This is a genomic window from Frigidibacter sp., from assembly GCF_030695035.1.
Taxonomy (GTDB): Bacteria; Pseudomonadota; Alphaproteobacteria; order Rhodobacterales; family Rhodobacteraceae; genus Frigidibacter.
Map to the genome: position 1 here is coordinate 302,905 of NZ_JAUYTT010000005.1, position 20,737 is coordinate 323,641.

Annotated in this window: 19 protein-coding genes and 1 tRNA gene; 10 read left to right on the top strand and 10 right to left on the bottom strand. The window is 68.4% G+C overall.

What is annotated here, in order from left to right; all coding sequences use genetic code 11:
- The first annotated feature begins 15 nt into the window (after nt 1-15).
- The gene (locus Q8S30_RS03470) at nt 16-192 is read left to right on the top strand and encodes a hypothetical protein (RefSeq protein ID WP_305664643.1); all 177 of its coding nucleotides are present in this window, start codon (nt 16-18) and stop codon (nt 190-192) included.
- Between the two features lie 3 nt (nt 193-195).
- On the opposite strand, the gene ubiG is transcribed toward Q8S30_RS03470, so the two are convergent.
- The gene (gene ubiG, locus Q8S30_RS03475; RefSeq protein ID WP_305664644.1) at nt 196-945 is read right to left on the bottom strand and encodes a bifunctional 2-polyprenyl-6-hydroxyphenol methylase/3-demethylubiquinol 3-O-methyltransferase UbiG; all 750 of its coding nucleotides are present in this window, start codon (nt 943-945) and stop codon (nt 196-198) included.
- Nucleotides 946-1,008: 63 nt separating this feature from the next.
- On the opposite strand from ubiG, the gene pip reads away from it, so the two are divergent.
- Nucleotides 1,009-1,986, top strand: coding sequence for a prolyl aminopeptidase (pip, locus tag Q8S30_RS03480; protein ID WP_305664645.1), 978 nt, complete (start codon nt 1,009-1,011; stop codon nt 1,984-1,986).
- A gap of 120 nt (nt 1,987-2,106) precedes the next feature.
- Here the strand turns inward: pip and Q8S30_RS03485 are convergent.
- Nucleotides 2,107-2,182, bottom strand: a tRNA-Thr gene (locus Q8S30_RS03485).
- Between the two features lie 279 nt (nt 2,183-2,461).
- Nucleotides 2,462-3,496, bottom strand: a complete 1,035-nt coding sequence (rsgA, locus tag Q8S30_RS03490; RefSeq protein ID WP_305664646.1) for a ribosome small subunit-dependent GTPase A — start codon at nt 3,494-3,496, stop codon at nt 2,462-2,464.
- Nucleotides 3,497-3,594: 98 nt separating this feature from the next.
- Between rsgA and Q8S30_RS03495 the strand changes: the two genes are divergently transcribed.
- The 4 genes from Q8S30_RS03495 to Q8S30_RS03510 all read left to right on the top strand — a co-directional run bounded on the left by Q8S30_RS03495 (nt 3,595) and on the right by Q8S30_RS03510 (nt 10,373).
- A complete protein-coding gene (locus tag Q8S30_RS03495; protein WP_305664647.1) occupies nt 3,595-5,496 on the top strand; it encodes an ATP-binding protein in 1,902 nt (633 codons plus the stop codon).
- Nucleotides 5,493-6,848, top strand: coding sequence for a sigma-54 dependent transcriptional regulator (locus Q8S30_RS03500; RefSeq protein ID WP_305664648.1), 1,356 nt, complete (start codon nt 5,493-5,495; stop codon nt 6,846-6,848). Before Q8S30_RS03495 ends, Q8S30_RS03500 begins: the two co-directional genes overlap by 4 nt.
- Nucleotides 6,849-7,046: 198 nt before the next feature.
- Nucleotides 7,047-8,021 (top strand): TAXI family TRAP transporter solute-binding subunit, encoded by a 975-nt coding sequence (locus Q8S30_RS03505; RefSeq protein WP_305664649.1) that lies wholly within the window; start codon nt 7,047-7,049, stop codon nt 8,019-8,021.
- Nucleotides 8,022-8,189: 168 nt separating this feature from the next.
- Nucleotides 8,190-10,373 (top strand): TRAP transporter permease, encoded by a 2,184-nt coding sequence (locus Q8S30_RS03510; protein WP_305664650.1) that lies wholly within the window; start codon nt 8,190-8,192, stop codon nt 10,371-10,373.
- Nucleotides 10,374-10,471: 98 nt separating this feature from the next.
- Here Q8S30_RS03510 and Q8S30_RS03515 read toward each other — a convergent pair whose 3' ends face one another.
- From Q8S30_RS03515 to Q8S30_RS03525, 3 genes are all read right to left on the bottom strand, one after another.
- Nucleotides 10,472-12,016 carry a heme biosynthesis protein HemY gene (locus Q8S30_RS03515; RefSeq protein WP_305664651.1) on the bottom strand — a complete coding sequence of 515 codons (1,545 nt, stop codon included), beginning with the start codon at nt 12,014-12,016 and terminating at the stop codon, nt 10,472-10,474.
- Between the two features lie 10 nt (nt 12,017-12,026).
- Complete coding sequence (locus Q8S30_RS03520; protein ID WP_305664652.1) at nt 12,027-13,421, bottom strand: hypothetical protein; 1,395 nt, start codon at nt 13,419-13,421, stop codon at nt 12,027-12,029.
- 61 nt (nt 13,422-13,482) lie between these two features.
- Nucleotides 13,483-14,202, bottom strand: a complete 720-nt coding sequence (locus tag Q8S30_RS03525; protein WP_305664653.1) for a uroporphyrinogen-III synthase — start codon at nt 14,200-14,202, stop codon at nt 13,483-13,485.
- Between the two features lie 73 nt (nt 14,203-14,275).
- On the opposite strand from Q8S30_RS03525, the gene tsaD reads away from it, so the two are divergent.
- Genes tsaD through Q8S30_RS03545 form a run of 4 tightly spaced genes read left to right on the top strand, consistent with a single transcriptional unit; the run spans nt 14,276 to nt 17,070 of the window.
- The gene (tsaD, locus tag Q8S30_RS03530) at nt 14,276-15,421 is read left to right on the top strand and encodes a tRNA (adenosine(37)-N6)-threonylcarbamoyltransferase complex transferase subunit TsaD (RefSeq protein ID WP_305664654.1); all 1,146 of its coding nucleotides are present in this window, start codon (nt 14,276-14,278) and stop codon (nt 15,419-15,421) included.
- Nucleotides 15,418-16,380 carry an NAD(P)H-dependent glycerol-3-phosphate dehydrogenase gene (locus tag Q8S30_RS03535; RefSeq protein WP_305664655.1) on the top strand — a complete coding sequence of 321 codons (963 nt, stop codon included), beginning with the start codon at nt 15,418-15,420 and terminating at the stop codon, nt 16,378-16,380. The genes tsaD and Q8S30_RS03535 overlap by 4 nt, the downstream gene beginning before the upstream one ends.
- Nucleotides 16,381-16,384: 4 nt before the next feature.
- On the top strand, nt 16,385-16,651 hold the full coding sequence (locus Q8S30_RS03540) for a YciI family protein (RefSeq protein ID WP_305664656.1): 267 nt from the start codon (nt 16,385-16,387) through the stop codon (nt 16,649-16,651).
- Nucleotides 16,651-17,070 (top strand): EVE domain-containing protein, encoded by a 420-nt coding sequence (locus tag Q8S30_RS03545; protein WP_305664657.1) that lies wholly within the window; start codon nt 16,651-16,653, stop codon nt 17,068-17,070. Before Q8S30_RS03540 ends, Q8S30_RS03545 begins: the two co-directional genes overlap by 1 nt.
- Here Q8S30_RS03545 and Q8S30_RS03550 read toward each other — a convergent pair.
- From Q8S30_RS03550 to Q8S30_RS03565, 4 genes are all read right to left on the bottom strand, one after another.
- Nucleotides 17,067-18,518 (bottom strand): glycosyltransferase family 39 protein, encoded by a 1,452-nt coding sequence (locus Q8S30_RS03550; RefSeq protein WP_305664658.1) that lies wholly within the window; start codon nt 18,516-18,518, stop codon nt 17,067-17,069. The genes Q8S30_RS03545 and Q8S30_RS03550 overlap by 4 nt on opposite strands.
- On the bottom strand, nt 18,508-18,813 hold the full coding sequence (locus Q8S30_RS03555; protein ID WP_305664659.1) for a lipid-A-disaccharide synthase N-terminal domain-containing protein: 306 nt from the start codon (nt 18,811-18,813) through the stop codon (nt 18,508-18,510). The genes Q8S30_RS03550 and Q8S30_RS03555 overlap by 11 nt, the downstream gene beginning before the upstream one ends.
- The gene (locus Q8S30_RS03560; RefSeq protein WP_305664660.1) at nt 18,810-19,550 is read right to left on the bottom strand and encodes a glycosyltransferase family 2 protein; all 741 of its coding nucleotides are present in this window, start codon (nt 19,548-19,550) and stop codon (nt 18,810-18,812) included. Before Q8S30_RS03560 ends, Q8S30_RS03555 begins: the two co-directional genes overlap by 4 nt.
- A 78-nt stretch (nt 19,551-19,628) precedes the next feature.
- The gene (locus Q8S30_RS03565; RefSeq protein ID WP_305664661.1) at nt 19,629-20,690 is read right to left on the bottom strand and encodes a LacI family DNA-binding transcriptional regulator; all 1,062 of its coding nucleotides are present in this window, start codon (nt 20,688-20,690) and stop codon (nt 19,629-19,631) included.
- Between the last annotated feature and the right edge of the window lie 47 nt (nt 20,691-20,737).

Consider the following 20,737-nt stretch of genomic DNA (forward strand, 5'->3'; position numbering starts at 1 on the left):
AGAAGGACCGCCGCCATGCCCAACTCCCCCAAGGAAGCCGAAGAGAAGCGCCCGAAGACGACGCGCCATCAGAATGCGCAGGATGACCATGAGGGCAGTGCGCACACGCCTGATGAGTTCATCAAGGGCGACCCTGTGCCAGCACCCGACAAGAAGACGCCCGGCAACAGGGCTCCCGACAAGAAGGACTGACCGTCAGGCCCGCTTCACGCTGGCGGTGACGTAGTTCACACTCAGGTCGGTCGCAGACAGCGACCATGACCAGCCAAGCGGGTTGAACACCATGCCCTGCCGGTCTACCGGATCAAGGCCCGCTTGGCGCAGCAGCCCGTAAAGCTCATCCGGGGTGATGAACTTCGCCCAGTCATGCGTGCCCTTGGGCAGCCAGCGCATCACCCATTCCGCGCCGACAATCGCCATCATGAACGACTTGGCATTGCGGTTGAGGGTGGAGCAGATCATCAGCCCGCCCGGTTTCAGCAGCATCCGGCAGGCGGTCAGGTAGTCGATCGGGCTCGCCACATGCTCCACCACTTCCATGTTCAGCACGACGTCGAACTGCTCGCCCGCCGCTGCCAGCGCCTCGGCGGTGGTGTGGCGATAGTCGATCTGCAGCCCCGACTGTTCCGCATGAAGCTGCGCCACCGGGATGTTGCGCGGGGCGGCATCGGCGCCGACCACTGTGGCCCCCAGCCGCGCCATCGGTTCGGCCAGCAGCCCGCCGCCGCAGCCGATATCCAGCAGCTGCAGCCCGGCGAAAGGCTCAGGGCCGGTCAAATCGCGCCCGAACTCCGCCGCGATCTGGCGGGTGATGTAGTCCAGCCGGCAGGGGTTCATCAGATGCAGCGGGCGGAACTTGCCGTTCGGGTCCCACCATTCTGCGGCCATCGCCTCGAATTTCGCCACTTCGGCCGGATCGACGGTGTTGGTATCGGCAGCTGTCATGTTGGTCCTCGGCAAATGCGCCCGGCGGTAGCGGGCAGTCGTTTTGCGTTATATAGTGCGATCATGGACAGAACCGCAGGTCAAAAGCGCGCGCCCGGCGCCTATCTCTATCCGCCGGCTGATCCGTTCGATCAGCGGATGCTGGAGGTGGGCGATGGCCACCGGCTTTATGTAGAGCAATGCGGGCATTCGCAGGGCCTGCCCGTGGTCGTGCTGCATGGCGGGCCGGGGGGCGGATGCTCGCCGGCGATGCGGCGATATTTCGATCCGGACACCTATCGCATGGTGCTGTTCGACCAGCGGGGCTGCGGGCGTTCGCGCCCCCATGCCGAGGTTGCGGCCAACACAACCTGGCATCTGGTCGCCGATATCGAGCGGATCCGCGAGGCGCTTGGCATCGACCGCTGGATCGTGTTCGGCGGCAGCTGGGGCGCGACGCTGGCGCTGATCTATGCGCAGGCGCATCCGGACCGGGTGGCGCATCTGGTGCTGCGCGGGGTGTTCCTGGCGACGCAGGCAGAGCTGGACTGGTTCTATGGCGGCGGTGCGGGGGCGTTCTGGCCCGATCTCTGGGCCGAGTTCCTGCGCCCGATCCCCGAGGATGAGCGCGGCGACCTGATCGCGGCTTACAATCGGCGGCTGTTCTGCGGTGATTACACCACCGAGGCGCGCCATGCCCGCATCTGGGCGCATTGGGAAAACGCGCTGGCGACGGTGGACCATGCCCTGCCGATTGGCGAGGCCCCGCCCGACTATGCCCGCGCCTTTGCCCGGCTGGAGAACCATTACTTCCGCAACTCGGCCTTTCTGGAGGAAGACGGCCAGATCCTGCGCCAGCGTCCGCGGATCGAGCATATCCCCGCCACCATCGTGCAGGGCCGTTACGACATGATCTGCCCGCCGGTGTCTGCCTGGAAGCTGGCCGAGGGCTGGGGCCGCGCCGATCTGCGAATGGTGCCCGCGGCGGGGCACGCACTGTCGGAACCCGGGATCAGTGCTGAGCTGGTGCGGGTGATGAACGCGCTGCGCGACGGGGACTGAGCCAGTGCCTCTGAGGGGGCTGTTCCCGTGCCGTGAAACGCACCCCAACGGCGTTGTGCGCCAAAAGCCAAGACATCTGCGCCTCGCAGCGAGAGTAGGCCCGGTCTCTGCGGTTTGAAATGGTGCCCCAGGAGGGACTCGAACCCCCGACCTCCTCATTACGAATGAGGCGCACTACCAGCTGTGCTACTGGGGCAGCGCGGCGCGACCTTTAAACGCGCGGGCCGCTTTTGTCTAGGGTCCTGCCACCCCCCTGCGCGATTATTGCGCGGACCCCCGAACTGGCAGCGCCGACTGGGCCAGACGTCCTCTATCCGCGTGCAGCCTGCGTCTCAGGCGGCGGGGTCTGGCTTGACCCGGAACACGAGCGATCAACGGTCAACGTTTGCTGCGCTTAACCGCCCCCCGGGGGGTTGAACGGCGATTTTCAGAGGTGAGGACGCGCAGCGTGCCCTGCCCCGTCCGCCATTCGCCCTCACCACTTCTTGCCCCGCGGAACCACCGTCCGGTTCCCCCGCGGCCCCGTCTCCACCGGCGTGTTGTCGCGGTTCTCCTCGACCAGCTTGCGCCAGCGGTCGAGGCGGGCCGGGTCCAGCGTTCCGGCCTTCACCGCGGCCTGAACGGCGCAGCCGGGCTCGTGCCCGTGGGTGCAGTCGCGGAAGCGGCAGTTCGGGGCCAGTTCGGTGATCTCGGCGAACAGCGTCTCCAGCCCCGCCGCCACGTCGCTGACATGCAGCGTGCGCATTCCGGGCGTGTCGATGACCCAGCCGCCGCCCTTGATCCCGTGCAGGGACCGCGAGGTGGTGGTGTGGCGGCCCTTCGCATCATCCTCGCGGATATCGCCGGTTTCCTGTTCATCCTCCGGCGCCTTGTCGGCGAGGATGTTCAGCAAGGTGGACTTGCCGACGCCGGATGAGCCGACCAGCGCCACGGTCTGCCCCGGGCCGCACCAGGGCGCGAGGATCGTTGCCGCCTCGGGGCTTTTGGCGTTCAGCGTCACCACGTCCAGTCCGCGTTGCAGGGCCGCGGCCTGCTGCTGGAAGGGTGCGGGGTCGTCGACCTGATCGGCCTTTGTCAGCAGGATCACCGGGCGGGTGCCGGCCTCGTTGCACAGGGCCAGATAGCGCTCCAGCCGCGCCGGGTTGAAATCGGCGTTGCAGGAGGTGACGATGAACAGCGTGTCGACATTGGCGGCGATCAGCTGCGGGACGCGGGCGCCCTCGGTATGGCGCTGCAGCAGGGCCTTGCGGTCCAGCCGGCGGATCAGCAGATGGGTTTCGGGCTCGGCCAGGACCCAGTCGCCCACCGCAAAATCGCCGGTGTTGAGCTTGGGGGGCAGGCGCAGCTTGACCGCGCCGGCCGCGCCAATCGCGGTCATCCTCGCGCGGTGGACGGTGGCGATGCGCTGCGGGGCAAGCGCGGCCTCACCTTCCGCCAGCTGATCGCTGAAGAAGTCGGACCAGCCAAGGGCGGGCAGGGTGGGGAATGCGTCATGTGCGGTGTCGGTCATGGCATAGCCATGTCTGCGGGGCCGGGCGGATGCAAGCGTTTCCGCATCGGCCCACGCTGGCGTCTGCACAAGTCCGCAGCAATGCGCTATCAAGGGACATGGTCGATCTGCCAACCCGCCTTGCGCCTGCCGCCCTTCGACCCCTGCGGCTGCCCCGCTGGGGCGCGCTGCTGCTGTTGGCTGTGCTGCTGGCTGCTGTTGTCGTGGTGCCGGGGCGCGAGCGGCTGGTGCGGCTGGCGCTGGAGGAAGCCGAGAGCCGCGCCCAGAACACGCTGCGGCTGGCGGTGGCGGGCCTGCGGGGCGAGCTGGCGCGGTTCGAGCGATTGCCGCAGTTGCTCGCGCAGCAGGCGCGGATCGCCGAAGCTGTCGAATTGGCGGCCCCGGCGCGAAGCATCGATGTGGCCAACCGCTATCTGCATGATGTGAACCGCCTGATGGGCTCTTCGGACATCTACGTGATGCGCCCCGATGGCCGCACCGTTGCGGCCAGCAATTTCAACCAGCCGGCGCCGTTCAACGGCCAGAACTTCGGCTACCGGCCCTATTTCACCGAGGCGCTGGCAGGGGGCGAGGGCCGGTTCTTCGCGCTTGGCACCACCTCGCGCAAGCGCGGCTACTATTTCGGTGCGCCGATCCGCCGCGAGAGCGAGATCCTCGGCGTGGTCGCGCTGAAGATCGACGTGGATGCGCTGGAGGATTCCTGGCGCGCCGCAGATTACGAGATCATCGTGACCGATCCGCAGGGGATCGTGTTCATGGCCAGCCGCCGCGCCTGGCATTTTGGCACCCTTGCGCCACTGCCCGAGGCGATGCTTTCCGAGGTCGCCGCGACCAGGCGCTATGACGGAAACCCGCTGACGCCGCTGCCGTTGACTCCGGCGGGGCAATTCCAGGGACATGAGCTGCTGCGCCTGACCGAGGCGGAGGGCAGCCGCGAGTTCATGGTGCTGTCCGAACAGATGCCGCTTGCAGGCTGGACGGTGAACGTGCTGATGGACACCGCTTCGGCCCGCGCGCAGGCCTGGACCAGCACGCTGACCGCGCTGCTGGCGGTGGCGCTGGCGACGCTGGGGCTGGCGGTCTATCTGCAGCGCCGGGGCCGGATGCGCGAGCGGCTGGAGATGCAGCGCGAGGCGCAGGCGCAGCTGGAACAGCGGGTGGCCGAGCGCACGCGCGAGCTTGATGAGCTGAACACGCGGCTGCGCGGCGAGGTGGCCGAGCGGCGGGCGACAGAGGCAGAGCTGCGCCGCACCCACAGTCGGCTGATCCAGTCGGGCAAGCTGGCGGCCCTTGGCCAGATGTCGGCGGCACTGTCGCATGAGTTCAACCAGCCGCTGGGGGCGCTGCGCAACTTTGCCGACAATGCGCTGGCCTATATCGACCGCGGCCGCGTGCCCGAAGCACGGGAGAATATCGGGCGTATACTGGGGCTTGCCGAACGGATGAGCGGGATCAGCCGCACCTTGCGCAACTTCGCCCGCAAGCCGAACAGCCACCTCGGCGCCGTCGATGTGCATCAGGTCTGGGCCGATGCGCGCGAGGTGATCGACTGGCGGCTGCGCGGCACGGAAGTGGTGCTGGAGGCGGATCTGGGCCCCGCGCCGCTGAGGGTGCAGGGCGGCGCGGTGCGGCTGCAGCAGGTGCTGGTGAACCTGGTGTCCAACGCCATCGACTCGCTGGAGGGGCGCGAGGGTGGGCGGGTGCTGATCGCGGCGGGTGCCGAGGGCGAGCGCGTCAGGATCACCGTCACTGACAACGGTCCGGGCGTGGCGCCGGGGCTGGCGGAGCGGATTTTCGATCCGTTCTTCACCACCAAGGGCGTCGGGCGGGGGCTTGGTCTGGGGCTTTCGATTTCCTACAATATCGTCAAGGACTTCGGGGGTGATCTTCGTGTAACTGGCGCTGCAGGTGGCGGTGCCTGCTTCGAGATCACCCTGCCGGTCCCTGCCGCGGGCATCTTGTCTGCAGAAGACAGTGACGAGGATATGGGCGAGGCATGAACGGCGGGCGGATCCTTCTGGTCGATGACGAGGCCGATATGCTGCTGTCCACCAGCCAGACGCTGGATCTGGCGGGGTTTGACGTGGAATCCTTCACCAGCGTGCAGCCGGCGCTGGATCTGGTCAGCTTCGGCTTTCGTGGCATCGTCATCACCGACATTCGGATGCCGGGCATGGATGGCCTCAGCCTGATGCGGCGGATCCATGATATCGACCCGGAAATCCCGGTCATCCTGGTCACCGGGCACGGCGATGTGCAGCTTGCGGTGCGGGCGATGCGCGAGGGCGCGCATGACTTTGTGGAAAAACCCTTCGACGGCTCGCAACTGGCCGAGATCACTGCGCGGGCGCTGGCCTACCGGCGGGTGGTGCTGGAAAACCGGGTGCTGCGCGCTGCGGCGGGGCAGGTCGATGATCTGGAAACCCGGCTGGTGGGGCGCACCAACCCGATGGTCGACCTGCGCCGCCGGATCCGCACCATCGGCCCGACCGATGCCGATGTGCTGATCATCGGCGAAACCGGGTCGGGCAAGGAGGTGGTGGCGCGGGCGCTGCACGACCAGTCGCCGCGGGCCAACAAGTCCTTCATCGCCATCGACTGCGCCGCGCTGCCCGCCAACCTGATTGAATCAGAGCTGTTCGGGCATGAGGCCGGGGCCTTCCCCGGCGCGCTGCGCCCGCGCTTTGGCAAGTTCGAACATGCGCAGGGGGGCACAATCCTGCTCGATGAGATCGGGTCGATGCCCATCGACCTGCAGGGCAAGTTCCTGCGCGTGGTGCAGGACAGGGTCATCACCCGCCTTGGCTCGCATGAGATCCGCCCCCTGGATGTGCGCTTCATCGCTACCTCGCGCAGCCCGCTGGAGGGGGAAGTGGCGGCGGGGCGGTTCCGGGCCGACCTGCTGTATCGGCTGAATGTGGTCACGCTGACGGTGCCGCCGCTGTCGGCGCGGCGCGAGGATGTGCAGTTGCTGTTCATCAAGCTGGTGCAAGAAGCCGCCTCGCGCCACCGGCGTGACCCGGTGCCGGTGCCGCCGCAGCTGCTGGAAGAGATTGCCCGCCGCGACTGGCCCGGCAATGTGCGGGAGTTGCGCAATGCCGCCGACCGCCATGCGCTTGGCATCGCCTTGCAGCCGGCGGACCGCCCCCTCGCCTCGCAGCGGCTTGCCGACCGGGTGACGGGGTTTGAGCGTGAGGCGATCGTGGCGGCGCTGGCGGCCTATGGCGGGCGGCTGAAGCCGGTCTATGAATCGCTCGGCCTGTCGCGCAAGACACTGTATGAGAAAATGCAAAAACACGGCATCGACAAGGCCCAGTTCGGGGTGCATCCCGAGGACAGCGGCGAAGAGTAACGGGCGCATGGGAGGATTTCCACCCGCGTCCTTATGCCGATGTAACGAAATCCACCCATTGCCGCAGTGCAGAGCAGGGTTTCGTTAACGGAATGGCTCCACGGGTGTTGCGCGGCGCGGCTGAGGCAGGCTTCCTCCGTCTGTCTGGTCGCCGGGGCCTCCTGTGCGACCTGCCACAGAAGCATTGGGAGGAAATCCATGCGCATTCTTACTGCTGCCGCCGCTGCGGCAAGCCTCGCCCTGTCCGTTTCCGGCGCCGTCGCGCAGGACCGGGCCGACTGGCCCTCGAGCCTGACCATCGGCACCGCGAGCCAGGGTGGCACCTACTTCATCTACGGCACCGGCCTTGCCGGTCTGATGACCCAGAAGCTGGGCATCAACACCTCGGCCGAAGTCACGGGCGGCCCGACCCAGAACGCGACTTTGGTCGAGACCGGCGATCACCAGATCGCCCTGCTGACCATGGGCCCCGCCTATGAAGCCTGGGTCGGCAAGAGCGAGCTTGCGCCAGGGCTGGAGCACAAGAACATGCGGGCGCTGTTCCCGATGTATCAGACCCCGTTCGAAGCGGTGGCGCTGAAGTCTTCGGGCATCACCGATGTTGCCGGCATGGACGGCAAGCGCGTTTCTGTCGGCCCGGCCGGCGGCACCGCCGCTGCCTACTGGCCGCGCTTCTTCGAGGTTCTGGGCGTGTCGCCTGACGTCAGCTTCTCGGGCGCCAATGACGCGACCGGGCAGGTGAAGGACGGTCTGATCGACTCCTTCGCCTTTGCTGCCGGGGTGCCGATCTCGGCCTTCGCGCAGATCGCCGCCGAGAACGAGGTGAACATCTTCGGCTTTACCGAAGAGCAGCGCGCCCAGATCCTGGAAGCGATGCCGGAAGTGGCGGCCTTCGACGTGCCGGGCGGCATGTATCAGGGTTTCCCCGAAGGCCACGGCACCGTCGCCATGTGGAACTTCGCCGTTGCCACCGCCGACATGCCCGAGAGCCTCGCCTACGAAATCACCAAGATGGTGATGGAGAACAACGAGTCGATGATGCAGATCCACGCCACGGCGGCGGAAACCATTCCGGCCAATGCCGACAAGAACAGCTTCCTGCCGTTCCATCCGGGCGCCGTGAAGTACTTCGACGAAGCGGGCATCGCGATCCCGGACGAACTGCGCGGCTGACCTGCGCTGCTGCGGCCCGTGCCGCGGTGAGAATGCGGGGCGGCGGTTCCCATGCGGGGCCGCCGCCTCTGCGGCCAGGGCGGCCTGAAGCCTGACCCCAAAAGTCTGAACCCCCCTTTTCCAGTCAACCGGCGCCGTCCTGCGCCATCCGACGTTTTGGAGAGACCCATGTCACACCCCTCTGCCCTGCCGCAGGACGCATCGCCCGTCATTGCCAAGGGCGTCGATGACGAGCCGCTGGCCAGCAACCAGCGCGAAGCCACGAACCAGCTTGGTCTGGTGATCGCGGTGATCTGCGCGCTTTACACTGCGTTCCACATCTTCGTGATGAACGCCTATCCGCTGGAAACCTGGACCTACCGGATGATGCACCTGTCCGGCGGGCTGGTAATCGGCTTCCTCGCCTATTCGGCGCTGGTGCAGAAGGCGGTGCCCGAAGAGGGCATGGCCCCGCCCCGCGGGATCGTGGAAATGGCGGTACTGGGTCTGGCCGCGCTTGGTGTCGGCTACGGCTTTGCGATGGTGGCCTTTGCCTGGGCGGGCTGGTGGGTTGCGGGCGTTGCCGCCCCGGCGCCGTTCGTGCTGCAAAGCCACGGGCTGCCGCTGGTGGCGGGCACCGTGCTGGCCGTAGTTGCGGGCTGGATCTGGTCGCCGCGCGACCGCAGCCGTGTCTATCTGGGCGACTGGCTGCTGTGTCTCGCCTCGATCACCGTGGCGGGCTACATCCTGTTCGTGGTAGGCGCGCTGCGCCTGCGGGCCGGCACCTCGCTGGCACAACCGGCAGACCTTTATGCCGCCCTCGCCGGGGTGATCCTGATCCTCGAGCTGACGCGGCGGCTGACGGGGCTGGCGCTGGTGGTGATCGTCGGCGTGTTCATCGCCTATTCGTTCCTTGGCCCCTGGCTGCCCGGCTTCCTCGCGCATCGCGGCTATGACGCGAAGCGCTTCTTCACCTATATCTTCACCGATCAGGGCATCTTGGGTGACCCTATTGCGGTATCCTCGACCTATATCATCCTGTTCATCGTCTTCGCGGCCTTCCTGCAGGCCTCGAAAGTAGGCGATTACTTCGTGAACTTCGCCTTTGCCTGCGCCGGCCAGACCCGCGGCGGCCCGGCCAAGGTGGCGGTCTTCGCCTCGGGTCTGATGGGGATGATCAACGGCACTTCGGCGGGCAACGTGGTGTCCACCGGATCGCTGACCATCCCGCTGATGAAGAAGGTGGGCTATGCGCCCAAATCCGCTGCGGCCATCGAGGCGACGGCGTCCTCGGGCGGGCAGATCCTGCCGCCGATCATGGGCGCGGGCGCGTTCATCATGGCCGAGGTGACCGGCATCCCCTACACCGACATCGTGATCGCGGCGATCATCCCGGCGGTGCTGTACTTCATCTCGGTCTATTTCATGGTCGACCTGCAGGCGCTGAAGCTGGACATGAAGGGCCTGCCGCGGTCGGAGCTGCCGAAGTTCAGCGTGCTGATCCGTCAGGTCTATCTGTTCTTGCCGATCATCATCCTGATCTATACGCTGTTCGCTGGCTATTCGGTGATCCGCGCCGGCACGCTCGGCATGGCCTCGGCGGCGATGGTCAGCTGGCTGACCCCGTTCAAGATGGGCCCCAAGCAGGTGTTCCAGGCGCTGGACCTTGGCGCGAAGATGTCGGTGCAGATGGTCGCGGTCTGTGCGGCGGCCGGTATCATCGTCGGCGTCATCGCGCTGACCGGGGTTGGCGCCCGCTTCTCGGCGCTGCTGCTGTCGATTGCGGACCAAAGCCAGCTGCTGGCGATGTTCTTTGCGATGTGCATCGCCATCATCCTTGGCATGGGGATGCCGACGACAGCGGCCTATGCGGTGGCGGCGGCGGTGGTTGCACCGGGTCTGGTGCAGCTGGGGGTGCCGGTTCTGGTCGCGCACTTCTTCGTCTTCTACTATGCGGTGATGTCGGCGATCACGCCACCTGTGGCCTTGGCTGCCTATGCCGGGGCGGCCTTGGCGGGCTCTGACCCCATGAAAACCTCGGTCGAGGCGTTCAAGCTGGGGTTGGCGGCGTTCATCGTGCCGTTCATGTTCTTCTCGTCGCATGAGCTGCTGATGCAGGGCGAATGGGCCGACATTGCCCATGTCTTCGTCTCGGCGATGCTGGGCATGTTCCTGCTGTCGGCGGCGGTGATCGGCTACTTCTTCGGCCGCATCGGGGTCATCCCGCGGGTCCTGTTGCTGGCAGCGGCGCTGGCGATGACCGATGGCGGCTGGCTGACCGATGGGATCGGGCTGGCGGTGGCGGCGGCGCTGTTCTTCTGGCAGCGCAAGATGGTCACCCCCGCCTCGCTGAGCCGCGGCGCGGTGGACTGACCTTGGCGCGGGGTCTGACCTCGCCCCATCCGTGACGCGCAAAGAAAAGGGAGCGGGGCCTGCAGGCTCCGCTCCCTTCTTTTCGTGTCAGGCTTGGGTCAGGTTTTGTAGCCGCGGGCCGCCGCGACCGATGGGGGTTCGGCGAAGGGATCTGCCTCTTCGGGTTCCGCGGGCGGGGCCGGCTGAGGCCCCGGTTCCGGTTCGGGCGGCGTCACGTCCACCGGCTCGCGCGGCGGGGGCGGCGTCTCCACCTCCTCCTGCACCGGCGCGGGGCGGCCCACGATCAGCGGCAGCATTTCCGCCCCATGCGGCAAGGGCGGGGTATCGGGCGCTTCGCGCCAGCTGAGCGTGTCGAACCCGCCGCAGGCGCCGCAGACCGGCGACCAGTCGGCGGCGACGGTCTGGCACTTGTCGCAGATCCATTGCGGGCCGCGGCTCGCGGACACCGCCCGCGTCAGCCAGCCGCGCACCTCTGCCTCGTCGGCGCCCTCGCCGCGGGCGATGGCGGCCATCAGCGTCAGCGTGCGGGCGGTGGGGTGACGCTCGGCCAGATCGCCCATCACCCGCCGCGCGCCGGGGAAGTCTTCCGCGGCGATCAGCAGCTCGGTGCGGGTCAGCACCGTTTCCTCGGCGCCGGGGTTGGCCTTGAACAGCGTCTCGAACCGCGCCAGCCGGTCGATCGGCGATTCCTCGGGCACCATCCCGGCGAAGGCTGCGGCGAGGTCGGGATGCGGCTGCACCTCCCAGGCCTTGCGCAGCACCCGCAGCGCGCTTTTGGGCTCGCCCTTCGCGATATAGCTGCGCGCCGCCATTACCGCGGCGGGGATCAGGTCGGGCGAGGCCTTGTTGGCGGCAATCGCCGCCTCGCGCGCTTCGATGCTGTGGCCATCGGCGAACACGTCCTTCGCCTCCTGCAGCGCCAGCAGCGCGTCGCGGCGCTTGTGCACGTCGCGCGGCAAGCGGCCCTGCCGTGCCTCTGCCCCCAGCGTGGTGCGCGCGCCGGCCCAGTTGCCCGATTCCGTTTGCAGGCGCAGCAGAATATCCTGCACCTCTTCATGCCGGGGCTTCATCTCGAAGGCCTTCTCGGCCAGCCGCAGCGCGGTTTCGGTATCGCCCTCGGCCAGCTTCTGGTGCATCAGCCCGCGCACCCCGGCAAAGCGGGTACGGTCGTCGGACAGAAGCCGCTTGTAGATCTCGATGGCGCGCTTGCGGTCGCCCTGCATCTCGGCGGCCTGCGCCGAAATCAGGTTGGTCAACTCGGGCCGGTGCAGCAGACGCTCGGCACGATGCGCGCGGGTCTGGGCCAGCTTCCCCTCGCCCGAGGCCAGCGCCATCATCCCCTCGGCCAGCGCCTCATAGCCCTTGCGCTCGCGGTTGCGGTCGAAATAGCGGCTGATCGCGGTTTCATCGCCGCTGAGGAATTTCAGCACGGCGACAATAAACCCCAGTACCTTCAGGAACAGCCAGACCGCCAGGATCAGCACCACTGCGGCAATCGCCGCCTGCAGCGCGCCAAGGGTGAATTCCATCCCGGCGACGGCGACGCGGATGCCCTCGCCGCTGTCGGACAGCCAGGTGGCGCCGAGCGTCAGCGCGGCGATGGCGGCGACAAACAGCGCGACCTTGACGAAAGACCAGATCATACGCGCCCCCTCACTGGATGTCTGCGGCGAGGGCGTCGGCCGCCCCGGTCGCGGCGATGCGGGATGCGGCCTGCGCCTCCCATGCGGCAGTCTCGGCGCGGCCCTCGGCAGGCAGCCCTTCAAGCTCTGCCAGCGTGCCGGGCAGGTCGCCAGCGGTCAGCGCGGCTTCGGCGCGGGAGAGGACGGCGTCGGGATCTGTGCCCTCACGGGGGCCGAGGCTACGGGCCCCCGTCTGCGCCTGCAGGAAGGCGCCGACGCGGTCCCAGGTGCCGGTGCCGGCGGTGACGGGGAGGGAGGCGGCCAGCGCGGCGCGGGCAGCTTCGGGGAAGCTGTCCTGCAGGCTGCCGAGCGTTGGCACGCCATCGGGCAATGTGGTCAGTGCCTCGGGCACGGTCAGGCCCGCGGCGCTCAGGTTTTCGATCACCGGTGCCAGCGGCGCGCCGCTTTCCAGCGCGGCCCGCAGGTGTGACAGCGCGGCGCGGGACTGGGCGGCGGTGGCGGCGGCTTCCGCCTCTGACGCGAGGCGGGCGGCCTCGGCCTCGGCGGCGGCGAGGCGTTCCTCGGCAGAGGCTGCTGCTGCGGCCACCTCCTGCTGCGCGCCGCGCTGTTCTTCGATCAGTTGGCGCATCGCCTCCATCTCGGCGCGCACGGCATCGACGGTGCCGGGTTCGACGCCACCGGTGCTGCCGCCAAAGCCGGTGCCGGATTCGAGGCTTTCGAGCCGGGTTTCGATGTCTTGAAGTCGCGTAAGTGCCTCGGCCTGCGCGTCATTCGCGGCGGCGAGGTCGCGGGACAGAGCCTCGGTCGTTTCCACCAGCGAGGTGTCGGGCTCGGGGGCCGGGGCGGATTTCAGCGCTTCGATCTCGGCCGTCAGGGCGGCGAGCTGTGTTTGGGTCGCCTCATCGCGGGCAATCTCTTCGGCCGAGGGGCCGGCCGGCTGCCAGCCTTCCGGCAGCAGATAGAGTGCGGCCCCGGCACCGAGGCCGGCCGCGATCACGCCTCCCAGCAGGGCCGGGAAGAACCCGCCGCGGCGGCGGGATTCGGGGGCGGCCTCCGGGTCGGATTTCGTGGAAATGGGTTCAGCCACCGGCTTCGGCTCCGGGTCAACCGTATCCAGAACCGGCGGGGGCAGGACAAAATCCGGCTGGGGTTCGGGGACGGGCTCGAAGGGCCCGGGCAGCGGGTCGCTGCGCAGATCGGGGGCTTCGGCCTCCGGCTCGGGCGTCTCCATTGGCTCTGTCAGCGGGTCGTTGCGCAGGTCGGGGGCGTCGCCTTCCGGCTCTGTCGGCGTGCCCATTTCCGGGCCCAAGATCAGCGGATCCTGCGGTGCGACCGGGTCTGGCGTCGGGGCTTCGGTCTTGGCGTCGGCATCCGTCTGCGGGCTGGTCTTGCGGGGCGTTTTCACCGGGCAGCATCCTTATCTCGGGGCGGTCCTGCCAACACCTTAGCGGCGCACCCGGGATGCCTCAAGCGCCGTGCGGCGGCGTTTGCTGCAGGGTGGCAATCAGCCGCCCCAGGGCATCCAGCAGGGCGCCGGCGTCGGGGCGGGCCGCAAGCTCAAGCCGCAGCGGGGCGAGTGGTTCCGCAGCTTGGGCGACGGCGGGGCTGATTGCGGCGATGTGGAGGCGGTGGGGAGGGGCGGCCTCGGCCAGAAGGCGGGCGGAGCGGGGGGAGAAGAGGGGTGCCAGAACCGGGCCGGGGCGGGTGAGGAGGGCGCGGGCTTGCTCGGTCAGGGGGCAGGCGGTTTGGTCGTAAGCCATTGCTTCAGCGACGGTAATTCCGGCGGGGGCCAGCGCAGTAGGAAGGTCCGCGACGACGTGGCGGCCTCGGGCATGGAGGAGGTTGGTGCCTTGGGCGTGGGTTTTCAGGAGGTTGGTTAGGCTGGCGGCGTCCTCGGCCACGCCTGCCACCGGAAAGCCTGCCGCACGGGCGGCGGCGGCGGTGCGGGAGCCGACACACCAGGCGGGGAGGCGGAGGGCGGTTTGCGGGGCGAGGGCGGAGACGGCGTTTTCGGAGGTGAGGATGAGGGCGTCCACGCCCGCAACATCCTGTGAAAGCGGCAGATTTACAATTTGCATCAGGGGCGAGATCAGCACCGGCACGCCCGGAAAGCGTTCCGCAAACTCTGCCGCGAACCGCTGGGATTGCGGGGCGGGGCGGGTCAGCAGCAGGGTCGGCTGGGCCATCGGTGCCCCCGGGATTGTGTGGATGCCCTACGGGTGTTACCTGCGGCAAGGGGTTCCCGCAACGGTTGGTGCGATGGGCGAGACGATCACCTTTCTGGGGCTGGAAAGCAGCTGCGACGATACCGCGGCGGCGGTGGTGCGGCTGCGGGATGGCCGCGCGGAAATCCTGTCTTCGGTGGTGGCCGGGCAGGTGGCTTTGCATGCCGATTTTGGCGGGGTGGTGCCGGAACTGGCGGCGCGGGCGCATGTGGAGAAGCTGGATCTGTGCGTGGAAGAAGCGCTGGATCAGGCGGGTTTAGCCCTTGAAAACATGGACGGAATTGCGGTGACAGCCGGGCCGGGGCTGATTGGCGGGGTCATGGCCGGGGTCATGTGTGCCAAGGGGCTGGCGGCGGGGGCGGGGTTGCCGCTGGTGGGGGTGAACCATCTGGCGGGACATGCGCTGACGCCTCGGCTGACGGATGGTTTGGCGTTTCCGTACCTCATGCTGCTGGTGTCGGGCGGGCATTGCCAGTTCCTGATCGTGCGCGGGCCGGAGGAGTTTACGCGGCTCGGTGGCACCATTGACGACGCCCCCGGTGAAGCCTTTGACAAGACAGCGAAATTGCTGGGGCTGCCGCAGCCGGGCGGGCCTTCGGTGGAGGCGGAGGCGCGGAATGGGGATGCCAAGCGCATTCCTTTTCCGCGGCCGCTGCTGGACCGTCCGGGCTGTGACATGAGCTTTTCGGGGCTGAAAACCGCGCTGTTGCGGGCTCGGGATGCGGCGATGGCCGAGAAGGGCGGGCTGACGCGGCAGGACCGGGCGGACCTCTGCGCGGGGTTTCAGGCGGCGGTTTCGGATGTGCTGGCCGAGAAGTCGCGGCGGGCGCTGAAGCTGCTGGGCGAGGCGTATGGAAACCATGCAGAACCCATGCACATGTCATATGCAAACCAGAATGGTCAGGAATACGCGCCGGTTCTGGCCGTCGCGGGCGGTGTTGCGGCCAATTCGGTGATCCGCGCGGCGCTGGAGCGGGTGTGCGACGAGGCGGGCGCGCGGTTCCTGGCGCCGCCGCTGCGGCTGTGTACCGACAACGCGGCGATGATCGCCTGGGCGGGGATCGAGCGGTTCCGGATCGGGGCGCGCGACGGAATGGACCTTGCGGCGCGGCCGCGCTGGCCGCTGGACCAGCACGCGGCGCCGATGCTGGGCGCGGGCAAGCGGGGGGCCAAGGCATGATCGCTGTGATGGGCGCGGGCGCGTTCGGGACGGCGCTGGCGTTGGCGTTGGCGCGGGGCGGGCAGAGCGTGGGGCTATGGGCCCGCGATGCAGATCATGCGGCGGCGATGGTGGCGAGCCGGAGCAATGACCGGAGGTTGCCGGGGGTGGAGCTGCCGGAGGGGGTGACGGTCTCTGCCAAGCTGGAGGATTTCGCGGACGCAAAGACGGTGCTGCTGGCGATGCCGATGCAGCAGATGGCGGGGGCGCTGGGCGCGCATTGCGCGAGCCTGTCGGGGCGGGCGCTGGTCGCCTGTTCCAAGGGCATCGACCTTGCCACGCTGGAGGGGCCGACGGGGCTGATCGCGCGGACCTGCCCGGGGCTGGCGCCGGCGATCCTGACCGGGCCGAGCTTTGCCGCCGATATCGCGCGGGGGCTGCCGACGGCGCTGACGCTGGCTTGTGCCGATGCGGCGCTGGGGGCGCGGTTGCAGGGGGAGCTGTCGGCACCGACGCTGCGGATCTACCTTTCCGCCGACCCGCTGGGGGCGGAGCTGGGCGGGGCGCTGAAGAATGTGATCGCCATTGCCGCGGGCGTGGTGATCGGGGCGGGGCTTGGCGAATCGGCGCGGGCGGCGCTGGTGACGCGCGGCTTTGCCGAGATGAGCCGGCTGGCGCTGGCGCTGGGCGCGCGGGCGGAAACGCTGGCCGGGCTGTCGGGGCTGGGCGATCTGGTGCTGACCTGCACCTCGGCCCAGTCGCGCAACTTCCGGCTGGGGCAGGCGCTGGGGCGCGGCGAGGGCTTCGACCCGGCCGTGACCGTGGAGGGTGTGGCGACTGCCGCCGCCGTGTCGAAGCTTGCGGCGCAGCGCGGGGTGGAGATGCCGCTGGCCGATATGGTCACGGCGCTGTGCCAGCACAAGATTACCGTGGCAGAGGCCGCCGAGGCCCTGCTGTCCCGTCCCCTGAAGAAGGAATGACCTGATGCTTTATGCCGTGATCTGCCGCGACAAGCCCGGCCATCTGCAAACCCGGCTGGATACGCGGGACAGCCATGTGGCTTATCTGAAATCCACTCCGGTGGTGCTCGCCGGGCCGTTCCTGGAGAATGGCGAGATGTGCGGGTCTTTGGTGGTGGTGGAGCAGCCGGACCTTGAGGCGGCGCAGGAGTGGGCGGCGGGCGATCCCTATGCCCATGCCGGGTTGTTCGAGAGCGTGAGCGTGACCGAGTGGAAGCGGGTGATCGGCTGATGGCCTACTGGCTGTTCAAATCGGAGCCCGATGTCTGGGGCTGGGACGCGCAGGTTGCCAAGGGTGACGTGGGCGAGGAATGGGGCGGGGTGCGGAACTATCAGGCCCGCAACCACATGCGCGCCATGAAGATCGGCGATCTGGGGTTCTTCTACCATTCGAACATCGGGAAAGAGATCGTCGGGATCGTCGAGGTCTGTGCCGAGAGCCATCCGGACAGCACCACCGAGGATGCGCGCTGGGACTGCGTGGATATCCGGGCAGTGCGGCCTCTGGCCCGGCCGGTGACGCTGGCCGAGGTGAAGGCGGATCCGCGGCTGAAGGATATGGCGCTGGTCACGTCGATGCGGCTGTCGGTGCAGCCGGTGACGGACGCGGAATGGAAGATGGTCTGCGAGCTGGGTGGGGTGGAGCCCTAACCCCAGCAGTTGGCGGGCACGCGCCAGAGGGTGATGGTCTTGCCTTGCCATGTGCCGCGGGCGGGGGTGATGGTTTGCAGCGGGGCGGCGGCGCAGTCGGGTGCGCCGTCCATGCTGACCAGCAGCACGTCGCCCGGCAGGCCCGGCTCCAGCGGGAATTTCAGCGCGTAGTGATGCTGGGGGCGGCCGGGTTGCGGCTCTGCCCGGTAGGTGAGGCCTGCCTCGCGGCCGGTGTAGAAGAGGTCGGCGAGGATGTCGCGGTTGCGGGCGACGACGGTTTGCAGGTTTTCGGATTGCGCCTCGGCGATGATCTGGTGCGAGAGCTCTGACTGGCCGATCTGGCGGGCGAGGAGGAGGTCGTCGGGGTCGCCCAAGGTCAGCCGGTCGGCGAAGATCGCGGCGAGGGGCAGGGCGAGGCAGAGCGCACCGTTGACCGCGAAGGAGATGCCCAGCCAGGCGCGGGCGCGGGCCAGCAGCCACGGCACCACGGCGAGCGTGCCGGCGAGGTAGGCGGAGGCGGCCCAGTTGGCATAGGCATCGGACAGGAAGGCCTGCACGGTGACGACGGCGAGCGCGGGCAGGGTGAAGGCCAGCAGCAAAGGGACTGGCGCGCCGGTGCGGCGGCGGAGGGTGGAGACGGTCAGCGCGCAGAGTCCGCCGAACAGCACCGGGCCGAAGACGGCGAATTGCGCGGCGAGGAAGGCGGCGGGGCCGGCCAGCGACAGCTCTATCCGCGCGGCGGGGTCGCGGACCCAGTCGGCATTGTCGAGCGTGTGTTCCAGCGTCGAGAAGCCGTTGGCCATGTTCCACAGGATGTTCGGCGCGACGGTGGCGGCGAAGGCGAGGAGGGCGAGCAGCGCGAGGGCCGGTTTCACGCGTGCGGCGGGGGAGAGCAGCGGGGCGAGGACGGCGCCGATCAGGAAATATATGGCTGCGTATTTGGCGAGGATGGCGAGGCCGAGGCAGAGGCCTGCGGCGATTGCTGTGGTGGCGCGGGGGCGTTCGGCCGTTTGCAGCCACAGCAGCAGGGCGGCGGCGAGGAAGGGGAACATCACGCTGTCGGTCGAGATCAGCAGCGAGGCGACGCCGACCATTGGCAGGGTGGCATAGGCGAGCGCGGTGAAGAGCGCGGCGCGGGGCGACCAGAGCCGGGCGGCGATGGCGCCGAGGAGGAGGGCGGTGGCCATGTGGAGGAGGGGGCCGGGCAGGCGCACCCAGAAGGGCGCGTCGGAGCCGGCGAGATCGGTGACGGCGCGGATCAGCCAGGCGATGAGCGGGGGTTTGGAGTAGTAGCCGAAGGCGAGGTCCTGACCCCAGAGCCAGTATTGCGCCTCGTCCACGAACAGGTCCATCGGGGTGAGGGCGAGGGACAGGATGCGGGCGGCTGTGAGGACGGTGAGCGCGACGAGCGCCGGGCCCAGCCAGCCGGCCGAAGTGTCAGGCCGCACGACGCTCTGCCCGGATCAGCCACAGGTTGCGGACGTAGATGAAGAGGCCCATCGACTGGCCGAGGATGAAGACCGGGTCCTTGCGGTAGAGTGCATAGGCCAGAAGGATCAGCCCGCCGCCGATGGAGAACCACCAGAAAGCCACCGGCACGACGGACTTGCGGGCCTTCTCTGACGCGAGCCATTGCACGAGGAAGCGGCCGGTGAACAGGAGCTGCCCGACGAGGCCGATGATGACCCACCAGAACTCTGTCCAGCTTTGCACATGCAGGAAGGAGAAGACGGCTTCGGTCATGCGCCCGCCCCCGGCAGCGTGACCTCGGTGGGCCGCGCGGTCTTGCGGCGGCGGATCAGCCAGGCGACGCCGATCAGGTCATAGGCGCCGACCAGCGCGCGCTGCAGGTTGGAGTAGTTGGAGCTGCCCGCCTGCCGGTTGCGGTGGCTGACATCGACATGGGCGATGTCCCAGCCGTCGCGCCGGAACAGCGCCGGCAGGTAGCGGTGCATGTGGTTGAAATAGGGCAGCGCCAGAAACGCCTCGCGCCGGAAGGCCTTGAGCCCGCAGCCGGTGTCGCGGGTTCCGTCCTTGAGCATTGCGGCGCGCAGGCGGTTGGCGGCGCGGGAGGCGAGTTTCTTCGACCATGTATCCTGCCGTGCCACGCGCTGCCCGGCAACGAGGCCGAGGCGGCCGGTGCCATCGGCCAGCAGCGGGGCCATCAGGCCGGGAAGTTCCGAGGGCGGGTTCTGGCCGTCGCCATCCAGCGTGCAGCAGATCGCGCCGCGGGCCGCCAGCACGCCCGAATGCACCGCGGCCGATTGGCCGCCAGAGACGGGGTGCCGCAGCAGGCGCAGGTTGGGGAGGGTGGCGGCAAGGCGGGCCACAGCCTCGCCCGTGCCATCGGTGGACCCGTCATCGACCACGATGATCTCGAAGGCGGGGCCGGCCGCGCAGGCGGCGGCGATATCCGTCACCAGCGCCGCGACGTTCCCGACCTCATTCTTCATCGGGATCACGATGGATACTTCTGTCATCGCGTCCGCCCGGATCTGGCCAGTTGTCATTGCCGCGCCGTTAAACACGACGGCGCGGCGCTTGTCCATCTAGGCGCCTTACAGCTTGCGGATCGTGTCGCCCGGTTGCAGGCGCGGGGTCAGCTCCACCCGCTCGCCGCCCACCAGCCCGCTGCCGCTTTGTCCCGCGATGATCTCGGCCGCGCGCTGGCCGATCTCGCGCCGGCAGGCGTCCATCGTGGCGAGCTTGCGGGGCAGGCCGTCCAGCAGATCGACGCCGTTGAAGCCGGCGAGGCCGAGCTTGCCGGGGACGTCGATGCCCTTCTCCAGGCACCACAGCAGGCCGCCGGCGCCGATCATGTCATTGGAGTAATAGAGGAAATCGAGGTTCGGGCTGCGCGCCAGCATTGCTGCCGTCATCTCGCGGCCCTTGGCGAGGGCGGAGCCGCCGGAGTAGAACTCGCGGTCCTCGATGCCCACCCCGGCCTCGGCCAGTTCCGCCTCGAAGCCCTGCATCCGTTTGCGGGCCCGGTAATCCTCGGGCATCTTGGTGCCCAGAAAGCCGATGCGGCGATAGCCCGCCGAGATGATCGCCCGCGCCATTTCGCGTCCGGCGCGGACATGCGAGATGCCGACGACCGAATCGATGGGATCGCCATCGACATCCATGATCTCGACGATCGGGATGCCGGCATTGCGCAGCATGGCGCGCGAGGCATCTGAATGCTCCAGCCCCGCCACGATCACCCCAGAGGGGCGCCAGGACAGCATCTCATAGAGCACCGACTCCTCGCGTTCGGGCGAGTAGTTGGTGACGCCGAAGACGGGTTGCAGGCCGGTATCTTCCAGCGTTTCGGAAATGCCGCCGAGAACCTCGGGGAAGACCAGATTGCTGAGCGAGGGCACCACCACCGCCACCAGGTTCACCCGCTGGCTGGCCAGCGCGCCGGCGATCTTGTTGGGCACGTAGCCCAGCATCTTGGCGGCGACCAGAACCTTGTCACGCGTCGCATCCGACACGTCGCCGCGGTTGCGCAGCACCCGGCTGACCGTCATCTCCGACACGCCCGAAGCCTCGGATACATCGCGCAGGGTCAGTGGCCGCAGGGCCGGGTTGCGCGGAAGGGGCCGGCGGGTATCGGGATCGGTCGGTCGGCTCACGGGCGCATCCTTGTTGCAGCGAGGTCACTGTCCCTGCTTATCGCCAA

What these genes read in the sequence shown, in the direction of transcription:
- Q8S30_RS03495 (WP_305664647.1), top strand. Translation starts at nt 3,595, where the DNA reads ATGGTCGATCTGCCAACCCGCCTTGCGCCTGCCGCCCTTCGACCCCTG.
- Q8S30_RS03545 (WP_305664657.1), top strand. Translation starts at nt 16,651, where the DNA reads ATGGCCTACTGGCTGTTCAAATCGGAGCCCGATGTCTGGGGCTGGGAC.
- Q8S30_RS03540 (WP_305664656.1), top strand. Translation starts at nt 16,385, where the DNA reads ATGCTTTATGCCGTGATCTGCCGCGACAAGCCCGGCCATCTGCAAACC.
- Q8S30_RS03555 (WP_305664659.1), bottom strand. Translation starts at nt 18,813, where the DNA reads ATGACCGAAGCCGTCTTCTCCTTCCTGCATGTGCAAAGCTGGACAGAG.
- Q8S30_RS03515 (WP_305664651.1), bottom strand. Translation starts at nt 12,016, where the DNA reads ATGATCTGGTCTTTCGTCAAGGTCGCGCTGTTTGTCGCCGCCATCGCC.
- rsgA (WP_305664646.1), bottom strand. Translation starts at nt 3,496, where the DNA reads ATGACCGACACCGCACATGACGCATTCCCCACCCTGCCCGCCCTTGGC.
- Q8S30_RS03500 (WP_305664648.1), top strand. Translation starts at nt 5,493, where the DNA reads ATGAACGGCGGGCGGATCCTTCTGGTCGATGACGAGGCCGATATGCTG.
- Q8S30_RS03505 (WP_305664649.1), top strand. Translation starts at nt 7,047, where the DNA reads ATGCGCATTCTTACTGCTGCCGCCGCTGCGGCAAGCCTCGCCCTGTCC.
- Q8S30_RS03525 (WP_305664653.1), bottom strand. Translation starts at nt 14,202, where the DNA reads ATGGCCCAGCCGACCCTGCTGCTGACCCGCCCCGCCCCGCAATCCCAG.
- pip (WP_305664645.1), top strand. Translation starts at nt 1,009, where the DNA reads ATGGACAGAACCGCAGGTCAAAAGCGCGCGCCCGGCGCCTATCTCTAT.
- Q8S30_RS03560 (WP_305664660.1), bottom strand. Translation starts at nt 19,550, where the DNA reads ATGACAGAAGTATCCATCGTGATCCCGATGAAGAATGAGGTCGGGAAC.
- Q8S30_RS03510 (WP_305664650.1), top strand. Translation starts at nt 8,190, where the DNA reads ATGTCACACCCCTCTGCCCTGCCGCAGGACGCATCGCCCGTCATTGCC.
- tsaD (WP_305664654.1), top strand. Translation starts at nt 14,276, where the DNA reads ATGGGCGAGACGATCACCTTTCTGGGGCTGGAAAGCAGCTGCGACGAT.
- Q8S30_RS03535 (WP_305664655.1), top strand. Translation starts at nt 15,418, where the DNA reads ATGATCGCTGTGATGGGCGCGGGCGCGTTCGGGACGGCGCTGGCGTTG.
- ubiG (WP_305664644.1), bottom strand. Translation starts at nt 945, where the DNA reads ATGACAGCTGCCGATACCAACACCGTCGATCCGGCCGAAGTGGCGAAA.
- Q8S30_RS03470 (WP_305664643.1), top strand. Translation starts at nt 16, where the DNA reads ATGCCCAACTCCCCCAAGGAAGCCGAAGAGAAGCGCCCGAAGACGACG.